This window comes from Alteromonas macleodii (assembly GCF_903772925.1).
GTDB lineage: Bacteria > Pseudomonadota > Gammaproteobacteria > Enterobacterales > Alteromonadaceae > Alteromonas > Alteromonas macleodii_A.
The window spans coordinates 4,067,318-4,085,090 of the sequence record NZ_LR812090.1 but is presented as its reverse complement, the minus strand read 5'-3'; the positions used below and the strand labels follow the sequence as shown (position 1 = coordinate 4,085,090).

At 39.1% G+C, this 17,773-nt stretch carries 15 protein-coding genes; 14 read left to right on the top strand and 1 reads right to left on the bottom strand.

The genetic code is table 11. The features are described 5' to 3' along the window. Positions 1 to 66: 66 nt before the first annotated feature. A complete protein-coding gene (locus PCAR9_RS17485) occupies positions 67 to 435 on the bottom strand; it encodes a hypothetical protein (RefSeq protein WP_179984715.1) in 369 nt (122 codons plus the stop codon). A gap of 246 nt (positions 436 to 681) precedes the next feature. Here PCAR9_RS17485 and PCAR9_RS17480 point away from each other — a divergent pair, with 246 nt between their 5' ends. The 14 genes from PCAR9_RS17480 to PCAR9_RS17415 all read left to right on the top strand — a co-directional run bounded on the left by PCAR9_RS17480 (position 682) and on the right by PCAR9_RS17415 (position 17,510). Further along, positions 682 to 2,034, top strand: a complete 1,353-nt coding sequence (locus tag PCAR9_RS17480; protein ID WP_179984714.1) for a flagellin N-terminal helical domain-containing protein — start codon at positions 682 to 684, stop codon at positions 2,032 to 2,034. A gap of 222 nt (positions 2,035 to 2,256) precedes the next feature. Continuing rightward, a complete protein-coding gene (locus PCAR9_RS17475) occupies positions 2,257 to 3,663 on the top strand; it encodes a mannose-1-phosphate guanylyltransferase/mannose-6-phosphate isomerase (protein WP_179984713.1) in 1,407 nt (468 codons plus the stop codon). Positions 3,664 to 3,741: 78 nt separating this feature from the next. Beyond that, positions 3,742 to 4,188, top strand: coding sequence for a GDP-mannose mannosyl hydrolase (locus tag PCAR9_RS17470; RefSeq protein ID WP_179984712.1), 447 nt, complete (start codon positions 3,742 to 3,744; stop codon positions 4,186 to 4,188). A 267-nt stretch (positions 4,189 to 4,455) separates the two neighbouring features. Further along, entirely contained in the window at positions 4,456 to 6,111 is a 1,656-nt protein-coding gene (locus PCAR9_RS17465; RefSeq protein ID WP_179984711.1) for a hypothetical protein, read from the top strand. 5 nt (positions 6,112 to 6,116) lie between these two features. Continuing rightward, positions 6,117 to 7,601: a coiled-coil domain-containing protein gene (locus PCAR9_RS17460; protein ID WP_179984710.1), complete on the top strand. Its 1,485-nt coding sequence runs from the start codon at positions 6,117 to 6,119 to the stop codon at positions 7,599 to 7,601. Continuing rightward, complete coding sequence (locus PCAR9_RS17455) at positions 7,594 to 8,556, top strand: sulfotransferase family protein (RefSeq protein WP_179984709.1); 963 nt, start codon at positions 7,594 to 7,596, stop codon at positions 8,554 to 8,556. The genes PCAR9_RS17460 and PCAR9_RS17455 overlap by 8 nt, the downstream gene beginning before the upstream one ends. Next, on the top strand, positions 8,549 to 10,570 hold the full coding sequence (locus PCAR9_RS17450) for an exostosin domain-containing protein (RefSeq protein WP_179984708.1): 2,022 nt from the start codon (positions 8,549 to 8,551) through the stop codon (positions 10,568 to 10,570). Before PCAR9_RS17455 ends, PCAR9_RS17450 begins: the two co-directional genes overlap by 8 nt. Continuing rightward, positions 10,571 to 11,581, top strand: coding sequence for a glycosyltransferase 61 family protein (locus tag PCAR9_RS17445; protein ID WP_179984707.1), 1,011 nt, complete (start codon positions 10,571 to 10,573; stop codon positions 11,579 to 11,581). Next, complete coding sequence (locus tag PCAR9_RS17440) at positions 11,578 to 12,171, top strand: sulfotransferase family 2 domain-containing protein (protein WP_179984706.1); 594 nt, start codon at positions 11,578 to 11,580, stop codon at positions 12,169 to 12,171. Before PCAR9_RS17445 ends, PCAR9_RS17440 begins: the two co-directional genes overlap by 4 nt. Positions 12,172 to 12,201: 30 nt before the next feature. After that, positions 12,202 to 12,861, top strand: coding sequence for an SGNH/GDSL hydrolase family protein (locus PCAR9_RS17435; protein WP_179984705.1), 660 nt, complete (start codon positions 12,202 to 12,204; stop codon positions 12,859 to 12,861). A gap of 1 nt (position 12,862) precedes the next feature. Continuing rightward, the gene (gmd, locus tag PCAR9_RS17430; protein ID WP_179984704.1) at positions 12,863 to 13,978 is read left to right on the top strand and encodes a GDP-mannose 4,6-dehydratase; all 1,116 of its coding nucleotides are present in this window, start codon (positions 12,863 to 12,865) and stop codon (positions 13,976 to 13,978) included. A gap of 64 nt (positions 13,979 to 14,042) precedes the next feature. Further along, entirely contained in the window at positions 14,043 to 15,002 is a 960-nt protein-coding gene (gene fcl, locus PCAR9_RS17425; RefSeq protein ID WP_269475072.1) for a GDP-L-fucose synthase, read from the top strand. A 331-nt stretch (positions 15,003 to 15,333) separates the two neighbouring features. Beyond that, complete coding sequence (locus PCAR9_RS17420; protein ID WP_179984702.1) at positions 15,334 to 16,044, top strand: DUF6270 domain-containing protein; 711 nt, start codon at positions 15,334 to 15,336, stop codon at positions 16,042 to 16,044. Positions 16,045 to 16,352: 308 nt separating this feature from the next. After that, positions 16,353 to 17,510, top strand: a complete 1,158-nt coding sequence (locus PCAR9_RS17415) for a glycosyltransferase (RefSeq protein ID WP_232091245.1) — start codon at positions 16,353 to 16,355, stop codon at positions 17,508 to 17,510. Positions 17,511 to 17,773: the final 263 nt, after the last annotated feature.

Sequence of the window (17,773 nt, the reverse complement as noted above, 5' to 3'; positions counted from 1 at the left end):
AAATTTTGCATTGGGGCTCAGGCACGTACAGTAAGACTAAAAAGACCATTTAACTATTACTCTGTTCTAATAGTTCTCGGCCAGTTCTGAATAGCGCTTACAAGCCGTTGTTTCGTCATCAGAGTTAAGTAGTGCATCGCAGCCTTGATTGGCCATTGAATTAAGGCATTCTGTAGCGGGCTCAATAAGTTCATGCTCGTCGCCTAAATCAGCAATTCTCATATATTGGCCACATATCTCTTCTACCATATTCGACAACATGGCTTTCATTTCAGGTGGAAATTCGTCATTAGCACTTATCTCCTTGCCAATACACATTTTACTCTTATCACATAATTTCATGACCGCATCGTTTAATGCCGCAGTATCCGCAAAAACACAAATCGAATATCCAGTTAAAACTAGGGCCAAAATAATTTCCTTTTTATTCACCATAAGGTGTGACTCCATAGTATTTACTAGGTTGTACTAAATTTGCACAGCAATATCACATTACCGAACCTATATTTAAAGTCTAGCGTTGAAAGTGCTGTTTTTGGTAAGTGTCGAAAGCTATTTGGTATAAAGTTAGATTATCGTTCTTGGCGCGCGTAAGGGGTTTGTTGGCGTGCTTATTGCTGAAACATACATACAAACTATGCCAACTTAATTTAACTAAGATAAAAGCGTAAAGGAAATAACGTGCTTGCGGTTTCAGGAAATTACCAGTCTCTAGGTCTTTCAACTTTACAAAATACAGCACTATCCACCCGTCTAGAGCGCTTGAGTTCTGGGTTAAGAATAAACAGTGCTGCTGACGACAGTGCTGGACTTCAAATATCTAATAGACTTGCTTCCGAAAAAAAGGCGTATACCCAGCTTAATCGAAACCTAAATGATGGTATCAGCTACGCGCAAATTGCAGAGGGTGGACTGCAAGAGTCTGCCGCTATACTGCAAAGAATGCGGCAGCTGGCAATACAGTCGCAAAACGGAATTAATAGTGTAAGTGACCGTGCCGCATTAGATAAGGAATTCCAGCAATTAAAAAACGCACTAAATGGCATTGCCTACAATACCGAAGCATTTAATCGTTTACCGCTAGTGGATGATAGCGATCTGCTTTCAGCTAACGTTCCATCTATAAGCGATACATTTACAAACGGCGTAAATCAAAGTATGACCAGCGGATTGCGCTCTATCGCTTATATTCCCGCAGGCTCTACGAACATACAGATCAACTTAAACGACAATGGTGCTAATGACGATATTCAAGTGTTTACTGTAGACGGTAAGCACTTAGTAGGCACCCCTTTGTCTGCTGGCACATGGAATAGTAACGGCATTTCAAATAGTACTTCCATTGAAAGTACGTTCTTCTTACCAACTAATGGGTATGAACTAACCGCAAGTTATGATGACAGCAGTTTACTTACAAGCGGTTCAGCAACGATAGATGGAAATAGTATCTCATTCACCGGAGATCAAAACGCAAGTGGCAATTTCAACGAAACTTTGACCATTGCAAGCAATGCTCAGCCACTAATAATCTCGGTTATTGGTTCTGGTGCCTTCAATGTAACTGCGTCGTGGACGTCGCTAGGAAACGAAGGCGGACCAACCTTCACACTGGGCCCGGTAGACATTACCGCGACAAACCAACTCGGTATTGGCACCGATTTCATTGAACTCACTAAAACACCTGCGACGCTGACTGACCTCGGTTTAGATGGCACATCACTACAGAATGAAAGCGATGCAGAAAGTGCACTCGAGCGAATAGATAGAGCTTTGCAGTTGGTGAGCGAAAGCCGAGCATTTTACGGCGCGAAGATTAATCAAATGGCATCAGCCATTAGAAACAATGCGATAGGCTTCGAAAATATAAGCCGCGCCTACTCACAAATAACGGACGCTGACTTCGCTTCAGAAACTGCACTACTTACTCAAGCACAAATAGTTGAACAGGCAAGTATATCTGTTCGTGCCCAGGCTAGGTCTAGCGATGAGCAGGTTTTGGGGTTGTTGAATGACACAGTTAATCAAAGTGCATGAATAATGAGTTCTGTGTCTTGGCTCTGGCTGCAACACTTGAATTGAGACTATCTTAATCTATGTGCCATAAACCTAAATAACCATGCTTTAAGCCACTATTGTTTCAACTGTAGCTCAATACAACTTTGCCATTTAATCGTAATACAAACCTTTGTATACTAAACAGCGAATATATAAATAACAGGACGTGGGCACAGAACTCACACATCAAGGATATTACAAATGAAACCAGTAGTATTAGCTGGCGGCTCAGGTAGTCGCTTATGGCCGAAATCGCGTGCAGCGCTTCCAAAGCAGTTTTTGTCGCTTACCTCAGACAACACCATGCTGCAAGACACGATCACACGCTTAAAAGGTACGCCAGCACAAAACCCTATTTTTATTTGTAATGACGCACATAGATTTCTTGTAGCTGAGCAGCTTCGTCAAAAAGACATTCAGCATGGCGGCATTCTTCTAGAGCCTGTTGGTCGCAATACAGCACCGGCAATCGCATTAGCGGCACTACACGCAACTATAAATGGCGAAGACCCTGTTCTTCTAGTATTGGCTGCAGACCATCTTATTAAAGATAACCAAGCGTTTCATACTGCTATTGCCAAAGCCGAAAAGCTTGCTGAGCAGGGTAAACTTGTTACTTTTGGTATTGTTCCAGACCAGCCGCATACAGGATATGGTTACATCAAAGCCGGCGAGCGAGCAGGTGATGGCTTTGAGGTCGCTCAGTTTGTAGAAAAGCCTGCACTAGAAACTGCAAAAGAGTATGTAGATTCGGGTAGTTACTACTGGAATAGCGGTATGTTTATGTTTAAAGCAAGCCGTTACTTGGAAGAGCTAAAAAAATTCAACCCTGAAATGCTAGACGTGTGTAAGCGTGCTATCGATACAGAAACACCAGATCTAGATTTTATCCGAGTTGAACATGATATTTTTGCCACTTGTCCAGACGATTCAATTGACTATGCAGTAATGGAAAAAACGGATAGCGCAGCTATGGTTCCACTAGACGCAGGTTGGAGTGATGTAGGTAGCTGGTCTTCACTGTGGGAAACTGCTGAGAAAGATGAAAACGGCAACGCTACTGTAGGCGATACTATCTTAGAAAATACAAAGAACAGTTATGTAAATGCTGAGCAGCGTTTGGTTTCTGTCATTGGTTTAGAAGACGTTATCGTAGTAGAAACGAAAGATGCCGTTATGGTGGCTCACAAAGACGATGCACAAAGCATTAAAGCCGTAGTGAATAAGCTAAAAGCAGAACGTCGTCCCGAGTTTGAATTTCATCGTGAAGTATTCCGTCCATGGGGAAGCTACGACTCTATCGATAGCGGCGCCCGTTTCCAGGTAAAACGCATTACCGTTAAGCCTGGTGAAAAACTATCTGTTCAAATGCATCATCATCGCGCCGAACACTGGATTGTAGTATCGGGCAGTGCAAACGTAACCATCAATGAAGAAACGCAGCTAGTTACCGAAAACGAGTCGGTCTACATTCCTATTGGTGCGGTTCACGCGTTAGAAAACCCTGGAAAGATCCCTCTAGAGCTTATTGAAGTTCAGTCAGGTGCATATCTTGGTGAAGACGATATTGTGCGTTTTTCTGATAGATATGGGCGCGTTGCTAAGTAGCTCAATGCTGCCAGTAACTAGTGATAGGGCAACGAGCTAGCCCTATCGCCTCTAATATTATGATAATAAGGAAGTTACGTGTTTTTAGACGAAAAGACTTTTTCTACTGTTCTAGAAAGTACGCCCCTAGTCTCTATCGATTTACTCGTTAAAAACGAAAATAAAGAATACCTATTAGGCGAAAGAATCAATCGGCCAGCAAAAGGCTATTGGTTCGTCCCTGGCGGAAGAATTCTGAAAAATGAAACGTTAAAAGCAGCTTTTGAACGTCTCACGCTGGCAGAAATAGGTAAGTGTTACACTATAGAAAGTGCAAAACTCATAGGTCCATATGACCATATTTACACAGATAGTGTATTGGGTGATCACATATCAACGCACTACGTTGCGATAGCGTATGAATTTGAAATAGAAAAACTCGGAACATTACCAGTTGATCAACATAGCTCTTATACATGGATGACTGCTGAACAAATTCTGTCATCAGAAAATGTCCACCGCAATACGAAAGCGTATTTTAAGTAAAGTTGACCCCACAGTGAACGATACTCCACAAATTTATGCTTAATCTGTAAGTGAAGACAACTTATAGAAATGTTAAGTTAAGTATTTAGTTAGGCTGACCAACGCTATATTCTAGATGTTAAACTATCGTTGTCTTATACAAAATTAATACTTCTGATTAGTAAAAAAATTGTATTTTGAATATAACGCGATGCTTAAACTTTCATTAAAATTAGAAGAATCTGCTGCAGATGTTAAGCTCGCATCTGCGTTTTAACAGGACATTTTATGACGTTGATTTTATCTTTACACAACAGTACCGAATGGCTTGAAGTTATTGAAAATGGCCAAGTGAAAACTGTTGAGAGTATAGAAAGCTTAAATGATGCAAACGAAACTCAACTGATCCGACAGCCAATAGTATTATCACAAATTGAACTCCTGTTACAAAATTGGTCGCAAATAGTTGTATGTTATAACAGTTTCGAAAACACTTTGGCAGAACAACTATCTAGTGGAATTCACATTGATGAAGCGATAAACGATACCTCTAGTTTCTATAGTTCTCTACTGAGTTTGAGGAAGTCCTATAGAAAAAAAGTCAAGCTAATAAATCTCAACCAATTCCACGTGATTGATGATAATGGACTGGAGGCTTTGAGAGAAATTGGTTGGAATATAAGGAATAACTTTTCAACAAAATGTTCAAGTGTCTACGACGCATTAGCATATCAGTGTATTTATCAAGATGGCGCGCTCAAGAGCATCGCATCTTCGCTTGAAGCTAGTACAACAAAAGTGACAGAACTTGGTACTAGTCTAGATACAAATGGCATTTTACAACGGATTAAATGTGACGAAGCTAGAGTAACAGGCCTTGAGGAAGAAAAGTTACTACTTATTAATGATAAAAAGTTACTAGAAGACTCGCTATCTGATTTGAGCTTGAACAATCAGAGGGCGCTCGACGAGCTTAAAGCGATTTATAATGACCAGCTTGAGGTTCTCACTGTTGAGTTAGCTGATAACGTTAAGAGTTGTGATCTACTTCGATTAGAACTAGAAAATAATAAAGCATTGCTATTAGATTCAAATGCCGTTCTTGATAGTTCATTGGAAAACGATTGTAAGCTCAGGCGTGAGCTAAAAAGGCAAGCCGAAAACTACTTAGAAGGTGTCGCTAAGAATCAGGTTTTATCTGATAAGTATCTTCAATTGGAGGCTGAACGAAATTTGCTTCAAATGAACTTAAATGAATCTACTACTTTCGCTGTAGAAAGTGCCGAACGCCTCGAAAAGCTGCAAGAAAAATTCACTAAGTTAAAGAATGAATACGCTCAGCTAAAAGCTGATTATGTTGAAAGCCGTGCTTCTGAACACAAAAGTCACATAAAAGTAAAACAACTAGAATCCACAATAGGCTCACTTAGGAGCAAGCATTTAAAAGAAGCCAAAAAACTTAACCGTGAAAAGAATAAATTATCGAATAAGGTTAAGGAACTAAATAGAGAGCTTCTTTCAAAGTCTGATAAAGTTCAAAACCTAGAATATGAACTAAACAATATAAAACATTCTTCAACATGGAAGCTTAGTGCACCAGTTAGAGCATTTTCCAAGAAGTTAAAGAAAGAAGATCCCAAATGGGCACTGATGAAACAAAATGCAGGTCTTCTTTATACAAGCGAGCTATTCGATAGTGATTGGTATCTCACAACCTACCCTGATATTAAGGAGTCAGGTTCCGACCCAGCCGAACACTATTTGATGCACGGAGCAAGTGAGGGACGTCTACCGTCAGCATCTTTTGATGGAGACTGGTATTTGAAACGTTACCCTGATGTTGCTGAAACAGGTATGAACCCCTTGATTCATTTCATAAAATATGGAATTGAAGAGGGAAGGTCGTCTTCACCCAAGCTACTTGAATCTAAATCTAAGGGGTAAAGTTAGTGCATCAAAAAATATCCTGTCTTTATTGGCTAGGTGCCGGTACTGCTAGTTGTCCAGAAATAGAGTTTGATGATTACGGTAAAGTTGTCTTAGTAGACGCACGAACTGAAGCTTGTAATCGCCTTGGAAGTTTGGCGTCCGCACATCAAAACTTATGCGTCATAAATGCTTGTATCGGGATAGGCGGGGAGGAAACTTCACAGTTCAATATTTATAACGAGCATTCTCTATCAGCGAAAGGCAAGCCTACGACTTTGTTAGAGCTATTTCCAGGGCTTAAGCTTGAAGAGTCGGTAAGTGTTAAAGCACTCAGTGTTAGTGAAGTACTGAACGAAGTTCATCCGGAAAATAATAATATTCTCATTCTAGACCTACTCGATTCTTGCGGTAGCGTTTTGTTAGAGCTTAAAGAGACGGGTCTTTTACATTTCTTTGAGCAATTGTTTATAAGTTGTGGTGTAGACTCTTTGTTTGAAGGCGCATGGGAGAAGAATCAAGTTGTAGAATTTCTCTTTGACGAGTTTTTCAATGTAGAAAGTGTTAATGATGCTGACCCAGACATTCAATTAATTGAGTTTAAACTCGATCGTAAAGGTAAATCTCTAAAAGAGAGCAAACAAGAAAATCAAAACTTAAAAAAAGAGGTTGAGTATTTAAGGTCGGAAGTAGCGCGAAAAGATGGATTACTAATTGAGCACAACGCCGCGTTTTCCCAAGCGCAAGAAAAGCATGTAAAAGACCTTGAGCATTTAAAGTCAGAGATAGCACAAAAAGACGGTTTACTGCTTGAGCGCGACGCTGCATTTACTGAAGCGCAAGAAAAGCATGCAAAAGACCTTGAGCATTTAAAGTCAGAGTTAGGAAAAAAAGACGGCTTACTAACTGAGCGCGACGCGGCATTTACTGAAGCGCGAGAAAAGCATGCAAAAGACCTTGAGCATTTAAAGTCAGAAGTAGCACAAAAAGACGGCTTACTAATTGAGCGCGACGCTGCATTTACTGAAGCGCAAGAAAAGCATGCAAATGAGGTAGAGCATTTAAAGTCAGAAATAGCACAAAAAGATAGCTTACTGATTGAGCGAGACGCTGCATTAAATGAAGCGCAAGAAAAGCATGTAAAGGAAAGCGAGCAATTAAAATCAGAGATAGCTAAGGTCCATGCAGAGCATGAACGCAGTACAAATTCCATGAGTTCGACGCTTGAAAAACTTGATGATGAAAAGGCCAAACTATTACGTCAAAAACAAGAATTCCTTAAACAAGTAGCTCAACAAACAGCATCTATTTCAATTTTAGGTAAACAGAATTTGAAGTTACAAGTTGACCTTGATGACCTAAGACACAAGTTTGATGAAAAGGTGGCCAGCGAAGATGCGTTAAAATCTCTAATAGGTGAATTGCATCAAAAGCTGCAGCAGGCCGCAAATTTTTATCAAAAGCTAGAAAAAGAACACCCGGAGTTGCTAGGTAGAAAAAGTGAGTAATTTAAAGCAAGACATCGAAGCGCTAGAGCAAGCACTTTGCAATACCCTAGAGCTAATTAATAGCTATGACAATGCTATAGCAAAAGATAGCACACAAAATGAAAGCGATTTTCATGCGGTGACTAGCTTATTAGAGCGCTGCAATCAAGTTGTTAAACAGGGCGCTTCAAAACCAAAGTTACGCATTGTCCATCATTTAGCATGTAGTGGCGGGACTTTGGTTTCAAAATGCCTAGCAGCACTCCCTAATGTACATTTATTGAGTGAGCTTCACCCTACTACAGTTTTACATCAGGGAGGCGGCAAACCAAAGTTCTTGCCATCAGACGTTACTACTCAAGCTCGGTATGCGAATGTTCCGAATATTGAAAACTTAGCTTGGAAGCTTTTCAAATCAAATATTACAGATACATATGAACATTTAACACATTATTCGGGTACTTTAGTGATTCGAGACCACACTCACTCGGACTTTTGTGTAGGCAATGATTACAGTCAGTGTTCAACGGTGGCGAGACTATTAGCGGATGATTTTGAACTTCTGAGAGTTGTAACGCTAAGAGATCCAATTGATTCATATATTTCACTGGTAAAAAATAACTGGGTGCATTTCGAACCCAAAACCTTCGATGAGTATTGCAAACGAATTTGGGCATTTGTTTCAGAGTACAATGATAACCAAGTTTTCAAATATGAAGATTTTGTAAAATCACCGATAGAAGAAATGAGGAAAATTTCGGGCTCATTGGAACTAACATTCAACGATAGTTTTATCGATACGTTTAGCCTTTTCAAAGTAACAGGCGATAGTGGACGTTCTGGTGACGTCATCGAGGAAAGACCAAGACGAGATCTCACTACCGAAGAATTAAATGAGTTTTCTAGTTCAGAATATTACGCAATGATTGCAAAACGTTTTAACTATCGTTCATTGGAGAATTATAAGAGTGATTAACGTGTTTTTTCCGTATTATGAATGCGGAGACCCAGAGCGCCAGGCCGAAATTGATATGTGCCTTAGACAAAATGCCAATAACTCATTAATTGATAGGCTTTTTGTTCTAATTGATGACGATAGTGTTTGCCCAGTTGAGTCACCTAACTTAGACGTTATTTATGTCGATAAGCGTGTGACCTATAAATTCTGGATAGAACTTACAAAGAAATACTGCGTTAAGGGTATCTCTGTTCTATGTAATTCAGACATATATTTTGACGACTCATTAGATAAACTAAACACTGTGTTGTCTGAACCAAAGTCTTTTCTAGCACTCTCGCGATGGGAGTTGTTGGGAGGGGAGACTTCTAAGCATCCAAACCCTCATTGGTCTCAAGATACTTGGGCGATAAATGTAATGGATGAACTATCCGATAGCCTAATGCACCAGTTAGACTTTCCTATGGGAGTTCCACGTTGCGATAACAAAATAGCCTATTTGTTTGCTGTATTTGGATGGAAAGTATTTAACCCTGTTGATTATGTAAAAAGCATTCATGCTCATGAAACTCAAATGCGTACATATCACAAGAAAATGGATGAACGTATTTTAGGCGGCGTTGCTTATGTTCACCCCGGCGAAGGCGTTAATGCTGAAGCAACACTCGATTTTGATGTTTGGATTAAACGCGCAGATACTAAGATTAACGGTGTTAAGATAAACAAGACACTCGAACGTTGGCAAAAAGAGGCTGCAGAGGAACAAGGCAAGCCCAAGAACATAGAATTTAATGCCTTAAAATTAGTTGAGCCTTGCGAGCTTTTAGATGCTATTAAAAAAGGAGATGCAGAACAGGTGAGTTCTTATCCCTATCGTCTAATTGCGTACAAAGGTAGCTTTTACTTTAATAATCTTTACACCATTACGCACAGGCACTCAGTTTCAGAAAAGCTTTATAATGAAAATAAGCAGTTATATACGTTGGCGGGGTTTATACCACCTGTGCTTGATACGTATGTTAACGAAATTAACCTAAAGCCTGTTGATAAACGTGATATTAACTTTTGGCAATATCCATGCGCCACCGAAAAGCAAGCATTTGAAAATCATCTTGCTATGAAAGCAGGTGATAATATTGATGTTGAAAGTAAGTCAGTCAATATTTACGTTCCGTTACCTTGGGCAACTTATGTAGATAAAAAAGCATTTCCAGACGAATACCTAAACAAAATTAAAAGCCTACTAAGTAGCTACCGCGAGTTGGTTGCAAGTTTTGGTTATACCCTGAAAGTACACAGCGTTTGTCAGCATATACATTGGGTAAGAATGCTCGAAAAGGCAGAGTGGTTGGGGATAACAGACTTCTATTTATCCCACAAGGACTCTAAAAGTGAGGCCATTCAAGATGAAGTTGGCACTAACTTAGCCTTGCATGGTTGGACGCTAATTGCCGTTAACTATGAAACACCAGAAAGAAATGAAGGCATGGAACGCAAGGCCATGTCGGAAAGAAATCTGCTAGCATCATTTATTGGTGCTCATATGAAACACTACCGCGACGACAGCAGAATCAAATTGTTCGAAGCTGCAAAAGCTTATGGACAAGACGATGTTTTGGTAGACTTAGGGAATGAATGGCACTTCAACAAAGTTGTTTATGAAGAGCAAGTGCTAAACAAAGAAATAGAGTCCCATCATATTGATGAGCACCACAAGCGAACGTTCAGGTACAACACAATACTTTCTGATTCTAAATTCTCATTGTGCCCAGAGGGTGCTGGACCTAACACGCTGCGTTTTTGGGAGTCAATAGCAGTTGGAAGTATCCCTGTTATTTTTTCTGACGATTTAGAAATATTCAAATCTGCTGCTGGGAAAAAGCTTCTAAACTTGTGTATTTACTATAAGAAGGGAATTGATTCTGATCTATTTCAACACCTCAGTAATTTAAGACATGAAGACGTAAAAATGCGGAGTTTAGAGATAATAAAGCTATACGACTATTTTGCTAAATTTAAGGTAAGGATATAAATGAAAGGCTATTCTGATAGGTTTATTGAGTCAAATAGGAACTTTACTAACGTTAAGTATCACAAATATGTATTGAGTGATGTATACATTGACTTAAAATCAGGTCTTATCTTGGACAATAACAAGCACCCTATCTGGGAGTTAGCGTATGAAGTTTTATACTGGGGACCTCCGATAAAGGGGAAATACTTCGATAACCCGAAGGAATTGGACAATATTGTAGAAACTAGAAAGCAAGCACATTTAGAAAGGCTCTCTCAGTATACAGATGAAGACTACGACAAAGCGTATACATTCAACGCAAATGAGCAAGTTATATATCTCATCCATCCGTTTGGTTGGTATCCATATGGGCATTTACATGACTCTTTGCAGAGATTGTATCAGTGGAAAGATGTCAGTTTTAGTAACCCGAAGTTATTATGCAGTGATTTTAAAAGGGTTGTAGAATTTGACAAACATATTAATGCATGTGGTTATGCTTTTTCTACTGTGTTCAGTGCTTCTAAGTTAACAAAGTTAGTCAGAGTATCTAATCTATTCGTAGGGATAAACCCCGCAATGTATACCACTTTAACAGCTGAGAGTTATGACTGGCTCATGAGTGGATATAGATCCGTTTTTGGTGAAAGTAATAATTCGATTCCAGGAATATACCTTTCTAGAAACGGTATTAAAAAGGGCGCAAGAGGCGTCATTAATGATAATGAGGTACAAGAGTACCTTAAAGGTAAGGGGTTTGTAATAATTGACGGAACAGAGCCTTTAGAAAAGATTTACCAGTATTTCTCAAATGCCAATTGCGTTGTTGCTCCACATGGATCTCTTTTAGTCAATACTATTTTCTGTAAGAGAGAAAGCAAAATTATAGAGTTTTGTCCTAACAATAGGCCTGATTTCTCATTCAAAAATAAGCATAAAGACGCTTTTAATTATAAGCACATTCTGTTAGAAGGTGATGAAAGCTATAATATAAAGATTCCATTAGAGATGTTGGAGCAAGAGTTATGACTGATAAATTATTGTTTATACATATTCCAAAAACGGCGGGCTCTAGCTTAAATAGAACTCCTATTGTTCAAGCAGCTAGCAAAAAAATTCATCCGTTTAATGGTTTAATCGAAGATAAGATTACCGAAATTGGGGCTGTAGAATATTTCAAGTTCGGGTTTGTAAGAAATCCTTGGGCGCGTTTCTTCTCATTGTACAATTACTTTTATAAAATGGACGAAAATCATATACACTATAAATATAACGCACACATTGTAAAGGTGGTTAAAAAGTTTGATTGTTTTTCTGATTTTTGTCGTGATTTTCCAAGTTTAAGATTGAGGAATAATTTTCATTTTTATCCACAAAGCAGATATGTTTTCGATAGAAAGGGTAAGCAGATTCTAGATTATTTGGGTCATGTGGAAAATCTGGCTTACTGCGTTCAAGAGTTGTGTGAAACGCTTGGGTTAAAAAGTGATTTTCAGATTCCTCACGTAAATAAGTCTACGAGCGATGACTATAGATTATTTTATACAGCAGAAGATATAAAGTTAATTGAAGAATATTTTTCAGAAGATGTTCTACGGTTTAATTATAGATTTGAGTGAAGCGAGAATTTACTTTAGGTGGATTTTTAAGTGAAAGAATTGTTAGTTTTAGGTGATTCTCACGCTCTTACTTTTGAGCATAGTCAGCGGTTTAAAAAAAAATTTTGTAAATATAGTTGGGACTCTTTGATTGTAGTCGGTGCAACAATTTCCGGCTTGCAAAACCCTAATTCAAAAACACAAGCAATGCCTTTGTTTATCGATAAATTGGGTGATAAGAAGAGAGATACTATATTGATACTCTTGGGAGAGGTTGATTTAGGATTTATAGTCTGGTTTAGAGCTCAAAAATACAACGAAGATGTAAATGTTATATTCGATGATGTAGTTCTCAAATATCAGGAATTTATTAATTACGTCAAAAGATATTGTGACAATTTGATTGTCATTAGTGCCCCCCTTCCGACTATACCTGATGATCGCAAAGAGGGTGAAGTTGCGCAATTAAGAGCTTCAATTAAAGCAACCCAAGAAGAGCGAACTCACCTAACTGTGAAGTTTAACCTTTTAATGCAGAAATGGGTTATCAAGTCAGGATACTCATATCTAAACTTAGACGAGGCTTGTCTAGGGGACAATGGATTAGTAATTAACGATTTATTGAACTCAGAAAAAGCTGACCACCATTATGATAAGAAAAAGTATACTGATCTGTTGCTAACAGAATTAGAAAACTATTTGGACCATTAAAATGAAAAAAGCACTTATTACCGGTGTAACCGGCCAGGACGGTTCTTATCTAGCCGAATTTCTGTTGGAAAAAGGGTATGAGGTGCACGGTATCAAGCGCCGTGCTTCTTTATTCAACACGGAGCGTGTTGACCACATTTATGAAGATCCGCATGTAGAAAACGCGAATTTTATTTTGCATTATGGTGATTTGACGGATTCGTCGAATTTAATCCGAATAATGCAGGAAGTTCAACCGGACGAGGTTTATAATCTTGGTGCACAGTCACACGTGGCTGTATCTTTCGAAGCACCAGAATACACCGCAGATGTAGATGCAATGGGCACGCTTCGTTTGTTAGAAGCTATTCGCTTTTTGGGGCTTGAAAAGAAAACTAAGTTTTACCAAGCGTCTACTTCAGAGCTTTACGGTGAAGTGCAGGAAATTCCGCAGAAGGAAACAACGCCATTTCATCCTCGTTCTCCGTATGCGGTGGCGAAAATGTACGCATACTGGATTGCGGTTAACTACCGCGAGTCTTACGGTATTTATGCATGTAACGGTATTTTGTTTAACCATGAGTCTCCACGCCGTGGCGAAACTTTCGTAACACGCAAGATTACACGCGGTATTGCAAATATTGCACAAGGACTTGAGTCAAAGCTTTACCTAGGCAACATGGATGCACTTCGTGACTGGGGCCACGCAAAAGACTACGTACGTATGCAGTGGATGATGTTGCAACAAGATAAACCCGAAGACTTTGTGATCGCGACTGGCAAGCAAATTTCGGTTCGGGAATTCGTACGTATGTCGGCTAAAGAAGCAGGCATTACCGTCGAGTTTAGTGGTGAAGGTGTAAAAGAAGTCGCAACCGTAACAGCGGTAGACAACGAAACTGCACCGGGTGTGAAAGTAGGCGATATTATTGTGGAAGTTGACCCGCGCTATTTCCGCCCAGCAGAGGTGGAAACACTTCTTGGTGACCCAACCAAAGCAAAAGAAAAGCTTGGATGGGTTCCTGAAATTACCGTGGAAGAAATGTGTGCAGAGATGGTGGCACACGATCTTGGTAAAGCGCAGCAACATGCGCTATTAAAAAAGCATGGTTATTCAGTAGCAGTTGCTAAAGAGTAATGATTTAAAAACGTCTTTGATGTAAAAGCCTCATAAGAGGCTTTTTCTAGTTTAGGAAGTGGAAATGAAAACAGTATTTGTCGCAGGCCATCGAGGAATGGTTGGCGCTGCCATTGTCAGGCAACTAGAAAAGCGTGATGACGTCACACTAATTACGCGTACGCGCTCTCAGTTAGATCTAACCAGTCAAGCCTTTGTATCTACATTTTTTGCTGAAAACAACATAGATGAAGTATATCTCGCTGCAGCCAAAGTAGGTGGCATTCACGCAAACAACACTTATCCGGCTGAGTTCATTTATGAAAACTTAATGATTGAAGCTAACATTATTCATGCAGCTCACAGCTATGACGTGCAGAAACTTTTGTTTTTAGGTTCTAGTTGTATCTACCCTAAGTTAGCAGACCAGCCGATGACCGAGAAAGCATTGTTAACCGGCACGCTAGAGGAGACAAATGAACCTTATGCCATTGCTAAAATTGCTGGTATTAAGTTGTGCGAAAGCTACAACCGACAATATGGCCGAGATTATCGCTCTGTAATGCCCACAAATCTGTATGGCCCTAATGATAACTTTCACCCTGAAAATTCACACGTTATTCCAGCGTTACTTCGCCGTTTTCACGAAGCTGCACAGCGAGGCGATAGTGAAGTGGTTGCTTGGGGCAGCGGCACGCCAATGCGCGAGTTCTTGCATGTAGATGATATGGCCGCAGCCAGCGTACACGTAATGGAGCTTGATAATGATACGTATCAAGCCAACACTCAGCCAATGCTTAGCCACATAAATGTTGGAACGGGCGAAGATTGTACAATCCGAGAGTTAGTTGAAACTGTTGCTAAGGTAACGGGTTTTACTGGCGATATTGTGTGGGATACTTCGAAACCTGATGGCGCCCCACGTAAATTAATGGATGTGTCTAGACTACACGCCCTTGGTTGGAAGCATACTTATAACCTAGAAGAAGGTTTGGCTCATTCATTTCAATGGTTTTTAGATAATCAAGATAATTTCAGAGGTTAAATAATAAGCCAGAGCGGCCAAATTTTTGCCTCCGAAATGCAGTACAAAAGTCTACCCCTCGCTTGAAGCGTAAAGTAACTGTTGTTACCGAGAGTAGAAACGTCATACCCAGTTTTGTCGTTTTCATTAGCTGACGCACGGTAGTGATGCGGACTTAGTGTACTCGGTGAAGGCACAGGGTTCATTTAGGAGTTAATGAAGCTAGGTATGGTTGATAACTACAAGTTTCTTAATTTCTGCCAAGTTGAATTGAGAATGTAGATTTTATTTACATTTAACGTAATGAGATGTTAAAAATGAAAAAGAAGTTAATGTTATAGCGTTTTTTAAAATGAAAAAAGTACGAATTCTTGGTAGTTGTGTAACTCGAGATGCATTTGAAATAGCAACGGATTTTGAGCTAGTTGACTATACGGCAAGAACCAGCTTAGCGTCATTGGCAACTAAAAGCAGAAAAGACTCAAAATTACTAGATAATATTAAATCTACTTTTCAAAAGAGAATGGTAGAAAGGGACATGACAAAGCGATTTTGGCTTAGTTTAGAAGAAAGTGAAAATGACATTTTTGTTATTGACCTAATTGATGACAGATTTAATCTGAAATTGTTTGATGATGATTCATCACATACTATTTCATCTGAGTACAAAAAAGCAATGAACTCTCAACGTCAAGAGGGACGTATAGTAAAAAGCTCTTCTGGCGAATTTAAAAGTTTATGGGAAGCTGGCTTAAGACGTCTTAAGCAGCATTGTTATGAGCTAAAGTTAGACAAAATTTTTGTTAATTGCGTGTATTATCAGCCAACAGGCGATCACTCTATAGATTCTTCATCGAATATTGCAGAAAAAAATCAATATTTGCGAGAGGCCTACCTCAAGTTAGAAGACGCTTTCGGGCGTCACGCAATGATAGAGTATCCTGAAGGAATAATAAAAGCAGATGCTAACCATAAGTGGGGGTTGGCGCCTTTTCATTTTACTGCTGAAACATACAAATTTTTTCTTTCCGAGTTGCAAAAGAAAACTTCACAAGATTTGTAACTAGTTTAATTGTTAAGTTTGGTTTTCTGATTTCGGTATCAACATATTAGCCCGACGTAATATCCTGAAATATTAATTGTTTAAACTCTAATTATTCCTTTGCTGCCTTTCCTAAAAAGGCAAGAGATAGTTATAGGGTATATACTTTTAAATAAAGTAAGCTGACGAAAAGTTGCGAAGAATCAGAAGTTCGCTATTTTGAATTTACTTAAAGTGTAAATTTTAAATTTTTATTTTTTAGTATGCATATTTGGATATTTGCATATAGTTGAGATTATTGAGGTTTTATTTTTGTGAATTACTCATCGATGAAAAAAATTGGCTTCCCTATTTCCGGAAGAAAAGGAGAGCGTGGAAACTGGGAAGAGGCTAGACCCGGCGGCGCCGATTTATCAGCTCTTGATTTGGCTGTGAAAATGTCACAAATGGGCTTTCAAATTGTCGTAATTATAGATAACGATGGTCCCACCGTTGATTACATTACACGCCTAGGTTTAGATTACGTTGTCATTGAGTTGCCAACTATCGATAAAAGAGCGCCATTTGACGACTCTGTTATTGAAGAAATTTTATATCATTCTACTGATGTCGAGAGACATTTAATAAGAGAGTCTATTGGTACTATCCATACAAATGATGCTGGTATGCATAGAATTTGGGGGGCCTTGAAACAAAAACTTGGATTTATTCACGTATGGCACGAGCGAGGATTGTTTCAGCATCCAGCTAAAGCTGAAGAGTTTTTACTTGCGGCCGAAATGGTGCTGACTATTACGATGTTTGTTAGAGATCGTGCACCCGAAAGTATCAGAGAGAAAGTTATAGTAGTAGATGATCCTATTACTATTGATGGAGTTTATGATCGTAAACAAGATAGTTATTGGCTAAAAAAAGAGTTTGATATTCCATTAGACGCCAAAGTATTTACTATGATTGCAAATGGTAATAAAAGAAAGCGTTGGGATATGTTTTTTGAGGCAGCTGCAAAGTCTATAAAATCTGATAAGCGTCATTATTTCATTTGTCTTGGGTTAACGGTTCGTAGTGAAATTAATGATTTAAAACGTAAGTATTTACCATCAGAGGTTTCAAAAAATTTCATTATTGCTGGTTATCGTTATGATGCCTTGCGAATTGTATCGGGAACAGATGTATTAGTTTCTACCGCTAAAAATGAACCTTTGGGACGTACAATAGTTGAAGCAGGTATGTTGGGTACTCCGATGATCATTTCTTCTGAGGGAGGACATAAAGAGTTACTCCAGCAGCTTTCTCCATTCTGTCTTGTCGAAAATGTTAATGCCAAAAAATTTAAAGATGAATTTGATAACGTAGACGAGCTATCTCAGCGTTATGTAGGTGTTAGGGATGACGTGGCAAACAATATGTCATGGCGTTTTGCGCCAGAAAGGCATGTAAAGAGTGTTGCTAATTTATACATGTCGGTTCTTAATTTTACCGTGTAATCACGATCGGATTATTTTTCACTATTTAAAGTGCCTGTTTGTTAAAACAGGCACGTTTATGCAATGGAAGAACGTGTATGTCCTGTAATCCCTCCTAACACCTGGTAATGTCTAATTTTCTATATGGATTTCTGGCTTTTGGAGTTCATGGTGAGGTCATTAGGGATACTGGACCGCGCATGACACTAGGTGCCTACGGAATGCTAGAATCTCCATCCTATTTCAAGGTAGACGCATAGTGAGAAATGATCTTCTAAAATTGG

Coding starts and splice junctions, on each gene's coding strand:
- fcl (WP_269475072.1), top strand. CDS start 14,043: ATGAAAACAGTATTTGTCGCAGGCCATCGAGGAATGGTTGGCGCTGCC.
- gmd (WP_179984704.1), top strand. CDS start 12,863: ATGAAAAAAGCACTTATTACCGGTGTAACCGGCCAGGACGGTTCTTAT.
- PCAR9_RS17475 (WP_179984713.1), top strand. CDS start 2,257: ATGAAACCAGTAGTATTAGCTGGCGGCTCAGGTAGTCGCTTATGGCCG.
- PCAR9_RS17420 (WP_179984702.1), top strand. CDS start 15,334: ATGAAAAAAGTACGAATTCTTGGTAGTTGTGTAACTCGAGATGCATTT.
- PCAR9_RS17415 (WP_232091245.1), top strand. CDS start 16,353: ATGAAAAAAATTGGCTTCCCTATTTCCGGAAGAAAAGGAGAGCGTGGA.
- PCAR9_RS17485 (WP_179984715.1), bottom strand. CDS start 435: ATGGTGAATAAAAAGGAAATTATTTTGGCCCTAGTTTTAACTGGATAT.
- PCAR9_RS17445 (WP_179984707.1), top strand. CDS start 10,571: ATGAAAGGCTATTCTGATAGGTTTATTGAGTCAAATAGGAACTTTACT.
- PCAR9_RS17440 (WP_179984706.1), top strand. CDS start 11,578: ATGACTGATAAATTATTGTTTATACATATTCCAAAAACGGCGGGCTCT.
- PCAR9_RS17465 (WP_179984711.1), top strand. CDS start 4,456: ATGACGTTGATTTTATCTTTACACAACAGTACCGAATGGCTTGAAGTT.